We start from the raw sequence: 14409 nt of genomic DNA, 5'->3' as shown, positions 1-14409 counted from the left end.
CCGCCGTACCGGAAATTTCTATTTAAATGATCTACCAGCCCCTTAATTATTAATTATTCATTTTTAATTATTAATTCCCCCGGGGGCAAAATCGTAAATCTTCTTTAGCTTGCACTTATGGATAACTACACCATTGCCGATAACTTCTCCCTCCTCTCCAAACTGATGGATATCCATGGCGAGGATAGCTTTAAAGCAAAATCATTTGCCAGCGCTTCCTTTACCATAGAAAAGCTGCCGGGCCAGCTGAAAGAAACCGCGCCGGAAGACATTGCCCGCATTAAAGGCATTGGCAGCTCTACCAACAAAGCCATCCAGGAAATGCTGCAAACCGGGCATTTATCCCTACTTGAAAGCTTTGTTATTAAAACCCCGCCCGGCATCCTGGAAATGCTGAAAATAAAAGGCCTGGGACCTAAAAAAATAGCCACCATCTGGAAAGAGCTGGAGGTAGAAACCTTAGGCGAGCTGTTATACGCCTGTGATGAAAACCGCCTGACCCTGCTGAAAGGCTTTGGACAAAAAACGCAGGACAATGTTAAACAAAGCATTGAGTTCTACTTCTCTAACCGCGACCGTTTCCTGTATGCAGAAATAGCCACTATGGCGCAGGAGCTGGAAAAAAGATTACAGCAAATGTTAGCCCCGGCGCTGGTATCGCTCACCGGGCAGGTACGGCGTACAGAAATAATTATTGATGAGGTTGAGCTGGTAGTAAGCGCGGCGCCCACCGTTATTGAACAGCAGCTAAGCGCCCTTCCGGATTTTACACTTTTGGAAAATACCGACCACTCACAGCTATGGCAGCACGAACAGCATGTGAAAATGCGCATTTATTCCTGCCTGCCGGAAGACTTTGCAAAAACATTGTTCATAACCACCGCAGATGCCGCTTTCCTGGAACATTTCGATGCAGGCGGACAAGCAGCCGCCCTGCTCAATGGCGCTACTTCTGAAGCTGCCATTTTCGAAAGGGCAGGACTGGATATGATCGAGCCCTGCATGCGTAATGGCGGCCTGGCGCTGGACCTGGCCAAACGCAAACAATTGCCCACCCTCATTTCCCCGGAAAATATTAAAGGCATCATCCACTCCCACAGCCAATGGAGCGATGGTGTAAATACCCTGGAAGAAATGGCCGCTGCCGCCAAAGCGCAGGGATTGGAATACCTGGTGATCAGCGACCACTCCCGCTCTGCTTTTTATGCCAATGGCTTAAGCATTGAACGTATACAGGCGCAGCACCAGCAGATTGATGAGCTGAATAAAACATTGGCCCCCTTTCGCATTTTTAAGAGCGTAGAAGCCGATATTTTATACGATGGCAGCCTGGACTACCCGGACGAAATACTGGCTACTTTTGACCTGGTAATAGCCTCTGTGCACTCCATCCTGAAAATGACGGAGGAAAAAGCCATGGCCCGCTTATTAAAGGCTATTGAAAACCCTTACACCACCATATTAGGCCATATGACCGGCCGGCTGCTGCTTAGCCGCAACGGTTACCCGGTTGATCATCAGAAAATTATTGATGCCTGTGCCGCCAATAATGTAGTGATAGAGCTGAATGCGCATCCCCGCCGCCTGGATATGGACTGGCAGTGGCTGCCCTATGCGCTGGAAAAAAATGTGCTCATTTCCATTGACCCGGATGCACACAGCATTGAAGGATATAAGGATATTTACTACGGCACCCTGGCTGCCCGCAAAGGAGGCCTCAGCAAAGAAAAGAACCTGAGCAGCTTTAGCAGAACCGAGCTGGAGCAGTTCCTGCAGCAGCGCGCTGCTGCAAGAACTAATTAATAATGAATAATGAAGAATTAATAATCGTGAACACAATTATCTGAAGTATCAGAACTTGTTCACGCGGCACCTATGTTGTTATTCGAAGAGACTGCACTGTTAATTGCTAAGCAACACACCCAGTATTACATGACGAGGCGGCATCCTGGATTATTAATTATTAATTTTTAATTCTTAATTACAAAAATGAACTTACAAGTAAAGGGCGCCACCACAGCGGATATACCGCTGATACAAGAGCTGACCGAAAAAATCTGGCGCCCAACCTATAAGGATATACTTACACCGGCGCAGATAGACTATATGCTGGATATGATGTACAGCACCGCTGCGCTAACCAAACAAATGACGGAGCTGCAGCATCAGTTCCTTTTGCTGTATGATGATGCCTCCCCTATTGGATTTGCCTCTTACAGTACCCTGGATACACCGGGTATTTATAAGCTGCACAAGATCTATGTACATGGTAATTACCAGGGAAAAGGGGTAGGTAAATTCTTTATAAACACGGTTGCAGACCGTGTAAAAGCAGCCGGCGCGCAGATCCTGGAGCTGGATGTGAACCGCGAGAATAAAGCCCGCTTCTTTTATGAGAAACAAGGATTCAGCATCCTTAAGAATAAAGATACCGATATCGGGAATGGGTATTTGATGACAGATTATGTAATGCAGAAACCTTTATAAGCCCACGCACGCCCTTTGAGAAAAGCCGCGGGACCATTAGCTGTGTGGACTGTGGTTAGTGGACTGTTTTAAAAAGCAGCCTGGTAAGAAATGCCAGGCTGATTCCCATGTTAACCATTAAAAAGACACAACTTCATTTTATGTTTTCGATGCTCTGTAAGTGTATCCGGTAATATTCTTCTATAGTTATTTACGACAATTCTTCCCCGGTGGATTTAGCCGGAACAAAAAAAGCCCGCACAGTTAGCTGTGCGGGACCTTTCAAAATAAACGGGTGTATTTGGTTAATAGAATCCTTAATTAGAAATAACGCGTTGATAATTCCTGCTCTTTCGACCAGTTAAAGCGGTAGTTGAGCATAATTTCATGCGAAACAGACTGTGCTCCCTTCAGGTTAGACGACATAGGCGTATCGTAGGAATAACCGAAAGAGAAATTGGGCGTGATCCGCACCTGCACCAAACCAGTAATGGTTTTTTCAGAACGGTAAGAGAGACCTAACCATACCAGCTCCTTAATAAGCAGGCTGGTATTAAAATCAATTCCCAGGCCGCTGCCGCTTACTTTCCGCACCAGGATGTTGGGTTTTATTTTCACATTATCCCCCGCATCCATCAAATAACCCGCCTGAAGGTAGTAATGCGACTTATAAACGATCTTGTTAACCTTATTACCCATATCAAAACTCTGGAAGGTGGGCGATGAAAGGCCTACAAAAAATTTATCCGAATAAAACATCATTCCAAAGCCCACTTCAGATTTCATGTAACTGGCATTCTCTGCAAATATGGGATCGGTAGTAGTAAGCTGGCTGTTATTTTCCTTGAACTGCGACATACCCAGCTTTATACCCAGGGATAAACGCAGGTTCTCATTCAGGTTTATTTTCTGGGATACATGAAAGTTAAAGCCCGTACGCGACTGCACCGTGATCTTTTCATTCATGGCAGAAAAACCCAGGCTGGTATTGGTTGCTTTAAACGGAGTATAAAAAGAAAGAGAAGCTGTTTTAGGCGCACCATCCACCCCTACCCACTGGTTACGGCCCACCAGCGTAAGGTTCACCGCATCGTCCATACTCATATACGCCGGGTTTATTACCATCCCGTTCATCATATACTGGGAGTAAATAGGATCCTGCTGCGCCTGTGCCGGATGCCAGCAGCACCCCGCCAGCAGCAGCGCTGCCAGTAGTTTAAAAAGGTGCTTATGTAATTTCATGATCGCCATGTTCTCTGTTCTGACTATTTCCGCTTAATAACTATAAACCCTGCATACTGCTCTTTTTTACCCGTTTCATCATAGATGTAAATGAGGTAGAAATAAGAACCGTCCGTTACTTCCTTGCCGCCGTTGTTTAAGCCTTTGAAGTTATTATCCTGGTTATTATAGTTGCTTGTTTTGTACACAGTACCACCCCAGCGGTTAAAGATCACCACTTCGTTCTTGGGATACTTTTCAATGTTCTCTACATACATCGCATCATTACCCATACCATCCGCATTGGGTGATATAGCAGGATGCACGCGGATCTTACCCTTGTTATCATTTACCCAGCGGCCATCGGTGATCCAGCCTTCCACGCTGTCCGGCACCCCGTCATTATCGGAATCCAGGTCCAGGTAGTTGGGAATACCATCATTGTCGGCATCATCATCCGTAGGATCATTATTGCCATTGCGGTCTTCCTTGCCATCCGGTATGCCATCACCATCTGTATCACAGGTGGGACAGAACGGATCATCATTTATAATGATGCACAGCGCGGAATCCGGCGTTCCTACAGTAGGCACATTCTGGCCGGAGAATACGGAAGGCTGCTGCAGCTTAATGCTGAAGGAATCGTTCCGTTCAAATATGTCGTCGCCTATAATAGAGATCGGTATATAGCCGATCAGCTGCCCGGGCTCTATTTCAATTGGTTTTACAATACTGTCATAATCCCCGCCTGGTACTGCGGTACCAATAAAGGATACGCCTGCTGTTTTGGAGAACTTGTACGGCAGGGTCACCGGGCGGGATGCAGCGCGGCTCAGCTTCACTTCCACCATCAGGATGCTCTCACCTGGCTTGTTGCCTTCATTTACCATGTACTGCGGCGCGTTGAAAGAAAGGTCCAGCGGATCATTATCTTCCACGATCACATTTATCTGGCTGGCCAGTCCCGGTAAATAATTCGGGATCAGGTTACCGGAAGGATCAGGCACGATCTGCAGGTTTATAAATCCTTCATCGTCATTCGTAGTATTGTCAAAAGAAGTAATAGTAAAGGTGTATTCCGTAGAACCTGCAGGCAGTATCACTGTAAGCGTATCACCGTTACCGTTCAGGGAGCCTACACTGGTGGTGATGGTTCTGGCGGCATCATGGATCACTTTCAGCGCTACCGGTATGTCCCTGGTATTGATGCTGGGCGATTTAAGGGTGATCTGCACCTGCTGCCCTTCTTTTACCGTAGCCGGTGTGGAGAACAGATCCAGCTTCATGGTGTCGTTATCAACAATAGGTACATCTATCTGCGAGCTGGCCGACAGTGGCCAGGTGATACCGGTCATAGTGCTGGTTACATTCACCAGGTTCAGGCGTACAAACTCAGTATCCTCTACCAGCTTATCATCGATCGGTGTAATGTTCACGGCTACGCCATTCTGGCCGGCGGGGATCGTTAAGGTTCCCGGCAGGGTCAGGTAATCTGAACCGGCAGCGGCAGTGCCGGCTGCATTATAGGTCACCTGCACATCGCGCATTACCGTTAGCTGCGGATCTGAGAAGCGGATGCGGAAGCTGCCCTTCGTAGAAGGTTCCGCAGCATTCCCTATCTTCTCTATCATCATGCTGCGGCCCGCTGCATTGTTCTCATCATCTTTCAGTATTACCGTTTGTACGGTAGCATCAACCGGGAAAGTAATAGTGCCCATTTTGGCAGATACCAGCTGCAGTGTAATCGTTTCATCCCCTTCTACCAGCTTATCGTCCGTTACATTCACAGGGATCGTTATACTATTGGTGCCGGCTTTTATAACAGCAGTGGCAGGTACTACTTTCCAGTCTGCAGCACTGGCTGTGCCACCCAGGGTGAATGCTATGTTCACATCTTTACCGGCCATTTGTGTGCTGGTAAGCTTGATCACAAACGCCCCATTGGTGGACGGTTCTGCGGCATCAGCCGTTTTAAGGGCCAGCACCTGCACCGGTGCTTCCGGTATTGTGATAACAGCCGGTGAGGTAACCGTGTAGGGAGCTGGTACTGTAGCTTTCAGCTGCAGCTGCTCCGTACCTTCTACCATGTTATCTGCCACCATATTCAGGGTAAGCTGCATTTGGTTGGTACCGGCAGGTAATACCACACTGGCAGGTACGCCGGTATAGTCTGCGGCGCCTGCGCTGAAGCTTGCATCCGGCGCTATGCCTATGGAAATATTAGTGGAAGCGGTAATAGCCGCTTTTACAAATCCTACTGTTACTTTGGCATTATTGCCCTCATGCAGGGTAGTAGAATCTACCACTACTCTCAGCTTCAGGTTGGAAGGATCTTTACTGGTCACATCATCAATAAACACATCCAGGCTGTCAACGGTAAGACCCGTAAAGTCGGAAGCAGTACCTTTCAAACGGATCAGCTCCAGTGGCTCAATAATATTATCTGATATAGCCGATAACGTTATATCCTTAAAGTTCTGGCCCGGGCTGATGGTTACGGTTACGGGCAATCCGCTGTAATCCGTAACTGCAGCAGTAGAGGCGCTGCCGGCGGTGAGCGTTACCTTAAACGGTTTGTAAGGCGTAATGCCGGGAGCCAGCGCTACCCTTACGGTGTAGCTGTTGCCTTCTGCCACTTTATTGCCGGCGGAGAAAGGCTGCGGCTGCACGGTTATATCCGGGTTGCTGCCATCCTTAATTGTAATGGTAAGGGAGCTGCCTGTAAAACCAACAGCGCTTTGATCGATGATAATGGTTTCATCATCTTCCAGCAGGTTGTCGGTGCTGGCCAGTATGGCTGCAGGGAAAGTTACAGAACCGGTGCCCTGCTTAATGATCACGGTGGTGGGCAGGGCAGTATGTTCCCCGTCCAATGCGGTGGAAGCCGCATCCTTGGTGATGGTTACCGGGATATCGTAAGTGGTTTTCTTACCAGCCGGTAATGACAGGGTTATTAATGCACCTGTGGTGCTGCCCTCTGTAATAGTATTATTATCGGCCGTCATGGTAATAGGCATGCCGGCTACATAATCCAGGTCTTTAATAGTCACACTGGCCGTAGTGAAGGTAATGCCTGGCAGGTCGGCAGAAGTACCGTCCAGCACCAGGGTTTCATCCGGTTCCAGCAAACCATCTGCGGTAATATTAATAGTACCGGTTACAGCAGGATTGCCTTTATCCAGCGGCGGTATGGCAGCAAAGGTATAATCTGCATCTGCAGCCGTTGAGCCGGCGCCGGTTTTAGGCGTAATATGAATGGGCACTTCAGTAGTAATGCCGGCGGGCAGGCTATACGTAACCGTGTAACCGGCGCCTTCATTCATTACGGATTGTTGTGCGGCAATGGTTATTACCTTATTCACTGCATTATCGCCGGTGGCATCATCAATATTTGCACTGTCAGGCGCAACGGTTAAGCTGGGGATGTCGGAAGATGCGCCATCCAGCGTAAAGCTTTCGCTTTTTTCCAGTATCAGGTCTGTTTGTGCAGTAATGAAAGCAGGCACTGTTACCTCCCGCTGTCCGGCAGGAATGGTAATAGTGGTGGAAGCCAGCGTATAATCCGTAGCGCTGGCTACAGAAGCGGTGTTATGTGTTAAGGTAACCACGATGGGCTTACCTGCAATTATATTATTTACAAAACCTACTTTCAGCGCGCTGTTATTGCCTTCCTTGATAGCGGTGCTGATGATGTCGAGCTGCAGCTTGCGGTTGTTCGGATCGCTCCAGGTAGCATCTTTAATGGTGATGGTATAAGGTTTCACCGTAAAGTCGCTGGAGTTGCCGTTCAGCGTCAGGCTTTCATCGCCTTCCAACAGGTTATCTGTTAGTGCATTGATGGTGAAAGTAGCGCTGTTGGCGCCGGATGGTATTTTAAAGGTAGCAGCATCCGGTAATGCGCTGATGTCGGCCGCTGTACCTTCTCCGGAAAGCGTAATGCTCAGCGGAATATCTGCGCTGGCAGTAGTACCTGCTGGCAGGCTTACGGTAAAGGTTACCGCTGCGCCGCCTTCCGTCATCTCTGTTTGTCCGGCGGTGGGCAGTATCTGCAGCGCATTGGCGTCATCATCCAGTATTTGTATATCATACGGTGTAAAGTCGTATGGGCGTGACAGCACATCTGTGGCCGTAGCCGTTACATGTAATTTCTCCGTGCCTTCTGCCAGGTTATCATCTATTACAGTGAACGGTATGGTTACGGAATTGCCGCTGCTGATAGAGAATGCAGTGCTGGCAATGGTATAGTCAGATGCGGATGCTGTGGACTGCGGATCAGCATGCATGGCCCCCAGCGTAATATTGATCGGTATGTCTGTAGTTACCCCGGCAGGCAGGCTGAATTGCAGGCCGCCGTTGTAAGGCTCTGTTACCGTAACACCCGGTACCGGCCGCATGGTGATAATGCGGTTGGCAGGATCATCGTAAGTACGGTCTTTAATATTTACGGAAGCGCTGGCCGTTTGCGGCAGGCCTAACACTGTAGCATCTGCCTGTACTTCCAGTGTTTCCAGGTATTCCAGGATCTTATCAGTCTGCGCCTGGAAGGTAAAGGTAGCGGAGTTGGTATTTTGCTTAATTACTACGCTGGCAGGTAATACCACATCTGAAGCTGAAGCGGTAGAAGTTGTTTTGCGTGTAAGCGTAACAGTTATATCTGCAGCAGCCAGTACGCCGGAAGGCAGGCTTACGGTTGCACTGGCATTCTGGCCTTCATCCACTTCTACCGGCATATTTAAGGTGATGCTCTTTGATTCATCATCCTTAATGGTATACGTCAGCACATTCTTGGAAGTGTTCACCTTCACCAGGTTATTATTAACGCTGTTATCCAGCGTTAAGGTCATGGTGCGGTTATTCTGCAAATTAGTATTACCCAGTATCATAACACTGGTGTCCACACTGATCAGCTGCCCGGTGTTGTTATAGCTGCCGGGCGGTATCATAATACCGCGCTTGCATTCATAATCTACGCCCGCTATACCAGGATTGGCGCCCGAGGGAGCCGCAATTACCGGTACATACAGCGGAGCGGTGACTACGATGGTTTGTGTATTACTGCCGTTGTATACTTTTATTTTCAGGTTATCTGCACTATGACGGATATCCCCTTCCATGCCGGAAGCGGTATCTTTTTCAAATGCAATGGTCAGCTGGCGGGTTACCGCAGGGGCTAGGGGGTCTAAACCGGTAACAGCATCCAGATCCGTCATGGTGCTTCCATAACCGGACAGGATGCGGGCTGTATATACTTTTTCCGCGTTCACATTACCGCCAAATACATCCCCCATATCTTTATGTACGATGATGCCGTTCTCCGTTCCATCGTAGGTGTTATTATATATATTGGCCAGTATGCAGTTTTCCGGTATGTTGGCGGTCATGCCAGCAGCATCGGTTGCCATAAATGACGTAAAGCCGTTCTTCATGCGCATTACATGGGAACGGCCGGTGGGATAGCTGCCACAGGGATCATCCCGGTATACGCCTACTGTGCCGTAAGGGCCCGGGTAATCCGGACCTAATCCTTTAGTACATGCGCTGTTGCCGCCCCAGTCGCCGGTAGTGGCATCCAGCACCGCATGCTCTGCCAGGTATAAATTGGCGTGGGTGGTCAGCAGGTCAGTGATTGCCGCCAGAGTATAATCCAGTATATAATAAGGAAGATCTTTTACATAGCTCAGGTTACAGATAATGGTGTGCTGCGCTACCCCCCTGTAATCACCCACATTACCTATCATTTGCACGCGCCATGGAGAGGCGGCAGTACCTAAACCGGACAAGGGAGAAATAAAGCTCCAGGTGACCTGTTTTACCTGCCGGGGATCACTGGTGAACGTTTGGTTCATACCTATGAACGTAGCAATGCCCCGGGGATCATCAGTGCCTTCATAGGTTTGGCTCATACCCAGGCGGTATACCCGGAACGAGCCATCTGCAAGCACTTCGATCTTTAAACCCGGATCGGCAATAGTGCCCCCCGTTTCATTAATAGTTTCAATTACCTGGGCGCTTACTGGGCTGCCGGCTAATAGCAAAAGGGCAACTACCAGCAGTTTCCGCAGCAGCCATTGCACGGCTTTAGCGCAAACCACCCGGGTATTGCTTTTCATTGTATAGGACAGCACTAACATAAGGCATGTAAATTTCTAATCATCCATCATAGTTTAAATCCAACAGATATAGCGGCGCAATGAAACCGATCTTTCATATAACCCCTGTTAGCGTACATGTCATATTTGCTGTATGGGTTGGCCCTTGTCCCGCCATTATTGGCGTACAAGCCTTATATATCAACATCTTAGCTTACAGTCGTAGGTTGGATGTGCCGATAGATAGGGCTTCTGTCATATTAAATTCATATCAAATTTATATAAAATAAATATATCAAAACAATTAAATTTAATTTTTCCACACTATGTTAACAACTATGGGGATAACCGTACAGCCCGGAATGCAGGCCCAGACTTTATTTGTGCTAGAATTTTTTACGGGTAAAATGTGGAAAACCCGGGGCAAATGGAACAAATTACTATTGACAGACAGTTATCTGGATTTTTCTACTGAGCATTACGCTATAAAATAAATTAACGGTAGATTTGCCCAAAATCGTAAAAGCATGTCAACAATCGCTAAATCCAACATTGACTTTAGCCTTCAGTATAAGGTAAAAGATATGTCTTTGGCCGAATGGGGTCGGAAGGAAATTGAGCTGGCAGAAGCCGAAATGCCGGGCCTCATGTCTTTGAGAGAAGAATATGGCGCTTCCAAACCCCTGAAAGGCGCCCGCGTAGCAGGCTGCCTGCACATGACCATACAAACGGCCGTGCTCATTGAAACCCTGGTACACCTGGGTGCAGAAGTCCGCTGGAGCTCCTGCAACATCTTTTCCACACAGGACCATGCCGCTGCTGCCATTGCCGCTGCCGGTATCCCGGTTTTTGCCTGGAAAGGTATGAACGCTGAAGAATTTGACTGGTGTATAGAACAAACCCTGTTCTTTGGCAGCGCCGACCGTCCTTTGAACATGATCCTGGACGACGGTGGCGACCTGACCAACATGGTGCTGGACACTTACACTGAACTGATACAGCATATTAAAGGATTAAGCGAAGAAACCACTACCGGCGTTCACCGCTTGTACGACCGTATGAAGAACGGTACCCTGCCCTTACCTGCTATCAACATCAACGATTCTGTTACCAAATCCAAATTTGATAACAAATACGGCTGCCGCGAATCCTGTGTGGATGCCATCCGCCGTGCTACCGATGTAATGATTGCCGGTAAAGTAGCAGTAGTTGCTGGCTTTGGCGACGTAGGTAAAGGTTCTGCCGAATCACTGGCAGGCGCCGGCGCCCGCGTGATCGTGACCGAAATTGACCCCATCTGCGCCCTGCAGGCCGCTATGGAAGGTTACGAAGTAAAGAAAATGGCCGATGCCGTTAAGGAAGCTGATATTATTGTAACCACTACCGGTTGCCGCGATATCATTACCGGCGAGCACTTTAAAGCCATGAAAGACAAATGCATCGTTTCCAATATAGGCCACTTTGATATTGAGATAGATGTTGCCTGGCTGAACAAGAACTACGGTAAAACCAAAGTTGAGATCAAACCGCAGGTAGATAAATATACCATTGATGGTAAAGACATCATCCTGCTGGCAGAAGGCCGCCTGGTGAACCTGGGCTGCGCTACCGGCCACCCTTCTTTTGTAATGAGCAACTCCTTTACCAACCAGGTACTGGCCCAGCTGGAGCTGTGGCTGAACAATGATCAGTACGAAAATAAAGTATACGTGCTGCCCAAACACCTGGATGAGAAGGTTGCCCGCCTGCACCTGAAAAAAATTGGTGTGGAGCTGGATGTGCTGACCGGCGCCCAGTCTGAATACCTGGGTATTCCTGCAGCAGGTCCTTACAAACCTGATTACTACAGGTACTAAGTTTTTATATAAGGAAAAGGGAATAATTTAAGCAATAGTGGAGGTCATGTTCCGTCCGGAACGCAGCCTTCACTATTCTGCTTTATAGCTGTTTAATTATCCATTGTTATTTACCTTTGCGCCATGACCAAATTAAGCGTTAACATAAACAAGTTTGCCACCCTGCGTAATGCGCGCGGCGGCAATATGCCCGATCTATTAAAAGTAGCCCAGGACTGTGAGCGTTTTGGTGCAGAAGGGATAACCGTACACCCCCGCCCCGACCAGCGGCACATCCGCTACCAGGATGTATGGGACCTGAAACCACTGGTTACCACCGAGTTTAATATTGAAGGCTACCCCTCCCGGGAATTTATGGAGCTGGTGCTGGCTGTAAAACCACACCAATGCACACTGGTACCCGACCCGCCGGATGCCATTACCTCCAACACCGGCTGGGATACGGTTAAACACCAGGCTTTCCTGAAAGATGTGATAGGCCAGCTGAAAAAGGCGGGCATCCGCGTATCTATTTTCCTGAATGCACAGGTTGATAAAGTAGCAGGCGCCAAAAGCGCCGGCGCCGACCGTATTGAGCTGTACACCGGCCCTTATGCAGAAGAATATGCAAATGCTTACACCCAGCCGCAGAACCTGCAGCTGTTCAACGATTATAAGAATACCGCCCGGGAAGCAGTAGCCCTTGGCCTGGAACTAAATGCCGGCCACGACCTGAACCTGGATAACCTGCGCTTTTTTAAGCTGCATATTCCGCAGTTAAAAGAAGTGTCTATCGGGCATGCCCTGGTATGTGATGCGCTGTACCTGGGGCTGGAAAATACCATACAGCTGTATAAAAGGCAGCTGGTGGATTAATGTGCAGATGTGCAAATATGCAGATGTGCAAATGGATTGGCACATTCCACGCATTCATCTGCACATCCGCATATCTGCACATTTTCTAATTTAGCAATCCCCACTGCTGTAAAGGGAAGTTAATACCCAGCTGGTTAAAGGCAGCTGCGCGCTGGTACCAGGAGCGGGCATACCGTAGCTGGATCTTTTTAGTAACAATACCGATGCCTGCGCCAAACCCACCCAGGCCCTGCTGCCCGGATACTGCCAGCTCCTGCCGGCGTAAATGGTTGTAAGATACAGTCAGCTCTACATACCGCCCTATCTCCCACTGCGCAGCCAGCACTACATGGCGGAACAGCTTATCAAATGTTTTACTGCCGGTGCCGGTTGTATCCCCGTTTGAAACCAGCCCTTCATCTTCCAGCGCAGGATCCGCATAACGGATATCAAACTGGTATAAGTGATGCAGGGTAGCGGATAATTGTAATGGCAAATGCTGCAGGCGTTTGGAAATACCGATCTGCAGATCAAAGGGTAAAGGCTCTTTATTATTATTCACATAGCTGCTTAGCTGGGCGCCCATATTGCGGGCCACCAGCCCTATTTGCAGCTGCCGGGTGGTATCCTGGTAAGTAATACCTACATCTGCCGCCAAACCGCTGGAACCATATTGCTGATAACGGGAATGGATATACTTTAAATTAATGCCGTAATGCCAGCGCTCTAAATACTGGCGGCTGGCCGATAGCTGCCATGCAATATCCCGCGGTTTAAAAGTGCCCTGCACATTACCTGCAGCATCTGTTTGTGTAAGCGTACCATAATGTACATATTGCACGCTGCCGGCAAAAGTGGTTTGCAGCTTATCTGCATAATATCCCAGCATGGCATGGCCATAGTTCACATCTGCAAAATAGCTGGTATAGTTCACCTGTAAATGCCCATGCATGGAAGGGCGCAGCAAAGCGGGATTTACCAGCGTAAGGGAAAGATCGTTATTCTGCTGGCTTACATTCATGCTACCCAGGGCGGTAAGCTGCGGAGCTGCCGGCAGGTCCAGGAAAGGGAAAACGCTTTTACCCCCCAGCACCTGCGCAAAGCCCAGGGAAGAGCAACATAGGAGACTAATGAGAAGGGAGCAGCGGCGTAACATTGGAGCGTAAATTAGTGAGAATTACGAATTAATCAATTACGATTCCGCAAAAAGCGGAACATGAATGCCATTGAAAATAAATAATGATTATGAGCAATTACGAATTGGAATGCAGCGGATGATTAGTGGGGATGGGGATGTTATAAACTAAAAGGCCTGCATTTGAACGCAGGCCTTTTAGTTTATGAAGTACTCAATTCGTAATTCGTAATTGACAATTCGTAATTACTTCTTCATCAGCGCTATATCCAGCACCTGCGTCATTTCTTTTACAAAATGGAACTTCAGGCCTTTGATATAGTCCGGGTTAATGTCTTTAATATCTTTCTCGTTCTGCCAGCAAAGCAATATTTCCTTAATACCGGCGCGTTTGGCCGCCAGTATTTTTTCCTTGATGCCACCTACCGGTAATACCTGTCCGCGCAGGGTTATTTCACCCGTCATAGCCAGGTAAGGTTTTACCTTACGGCCGGTGTAGGCAGAAGATAATGCCGTAAGCATAGTCACGCCTGCGCTGGGACCATCTTTAGGTACAGCGCCTTCCGGTACATGCACGTGTACATTTTTATGCGAGAATACTTTTGGATCTATCTTATAATCTGAAGCATTGGCCTGCAGATAGCTTAGCGCTGTGGACACTGATTCCTTCATCACGTTCCCTAAATTACCCGTCAGCTTTAATTCTCCCTTCCCTTCACTCAGGCTGGTTTCTATAAACAGGATATCGCCGCCTACATAGGTCCAGGCCAGGCCTACAGCCACACCCGGCGGGTTCCCTACTTTATAC

8 protein-coding genes are annotated in these 14409 nt (G+C 48.3%); 4 read left to right on the top strand and 4 right to left on the bottom strand.

Going from position 1 to position 14409, the window contains the following annotated elements; genetic code table 11:
- Window positions 1–117 precede the first annotated feature (117 nt).
- Window positions 118–1803 (top strand): helix-hairpin-helix domain-containing protein, encoded by a 1686-nt coding sequence (locus tag VIM87_RS19640; RefSeq protein ID WP_331998645.1) that lies wholly within the window; start codon window positions 118–120, stop codon window positions 1801–1803.
- A gap of 186 nt (window positions 1804–1989) precedes the next feature.
- Window positions 1990–2487, top strand: coding sequence for a GNAT family N-acetyltransferase (locus tag VIM87_RS19635; protein WP_331998644.1), 498 nt, complete (start codon window positions 1990–1992; stop codon window positions 2485–2487).
- Between the two features lie 300 nt (window positions 2488–2787).
- Here the strand turns inward: VIM87_RS19635 and VIM87_RS19630 are convergent, their stop codons facing one another.
- Window positions 2788–3708 (bottom strand): type IX secretion system membrane protein PorP/SprF, encoded by a 921-nt coding sequence (locus VIM87_RS19630; protein ID WP_331998643.1) that lies wholly within the window; start codon window positions 3706–3708, stop codon window positions 2788–2790.
- Between the two features lie 23 nt (window positions 3709–3731).
- On the bottom strand, window positions 3732–9797 hold the full coding sequence (locus VIM87_RS19625; RefSeq protein WP_331998642.1) for a Calx-beta domain-containing protein: 6066 nt from the start codon (window positions 9795–9797) through the stop codon (window positions 3732–3734).
- 506 nt (window positions 9798–10303) lie between these two features.
- Between VIM87_RS19625 and ahcY the strand changes: the two genes are divergently transcribed.
- Entirely contained in the window at window positions 10304–11632 is a 1329-nt protein-coding gene (gene ahcY / locus VIM87_RS19620) for an adenosylhomocysteinase (protein WP_331998641.1), read from the top strand.
- 123 nt (window positions 11633–11755) lie between these two features.
- A complete protein-coding gene (locus tag VIM87_RS19615; protein ID WP_331998640.1) occupies window positions 11756–12487 on the top strand; it encodes a pyridoxine 5'-phosphate synthase in 732 nt (243 codons plus the stop codon).
- Window positions 12488–12572: 85 nt separating this feature from the next.
- Here the strand turns inward: VIM87_RS19615 and porQ are convergent, their stop codons facing one another.
- Entirely contained in the window at window positions 12573–13622 is a 1050-nt protein-coding gene (porQ, locus tag VIM87_RS19610; protein WP_331998639.1) for a type IX secretion system protein PorQ, read from the bottom strand.
- Window positions 13623–13847: 225 nt separating this feature from the next.
- On the bottom strand, window positions 13848–14409 hold a 562-nt coding region (locus VIM87_RS19605; protein WP_331998638.1), incomplete at its 5' end, for a S16 family serine protease.

The organism is Chitinophaga sp. (genome assembly GCF_036569125.1).
Taxonomy (GTDB): domain Bacteria; phylum Bacteroidota; class Bacteroidia; order Chitinophagales; family Chitinophagaceae; genus Chitinophaga.
This window is presented reverse-complemented; position numbering and strand designations above follow the sequence as displayed.

Bases quoted from the DNA above. Each gene is read 5' to 3' on its own strand.
- VIM87_RS19640 (WP_331998645.1), top strand. From the start codon at position 118: ATGGATAACTACACCATTGCCGATAACTTCTCCCTCCTCTCCAAACTG.
- VIM87_RS19635 (WP_331998644.1), top strand. From the start codon at position 1,990: ATGAACTTACAAGTAAAGGGCGCCACCACAGCGGATATACCGCTGATA.
- VIM87_RS19630 (WP_331998643.1), bottom strand. From the start codon at position 3,708: ATGAAATTACATAAGCACCTTTTTAAACTACTGGCAGCGCTGCTGCTG.
- VIM87_RS19625 (WP_331998642.1), bottom strand. From the start codon at position 9,797: ATGAAAAGCAATACCCGGGTGGTTTGCGCTAAAGCCGTGCAATGGCTG.
- ahcY (WP_331998641.1), top strand. From the start codon at position 10,304: ATGTCAACAATCGCTAAATCCAACATTGACTTTAGCCTTCAGTATAAG.
- VIM87_RS19615 (WP_331998640.1), top strand. From the start codon at position 11,756: ATGACCAAATTAAGCGTTAACATAAACAAGTTTGCCACCCTGCGTAAT.
- porQ (WP_331998639.1), bottom strand. From the start codon at position 13,622: ATGTTACGCCGCTGCTCCCTTCTCATTAGTCTCCTATGTTGCTCTTCC.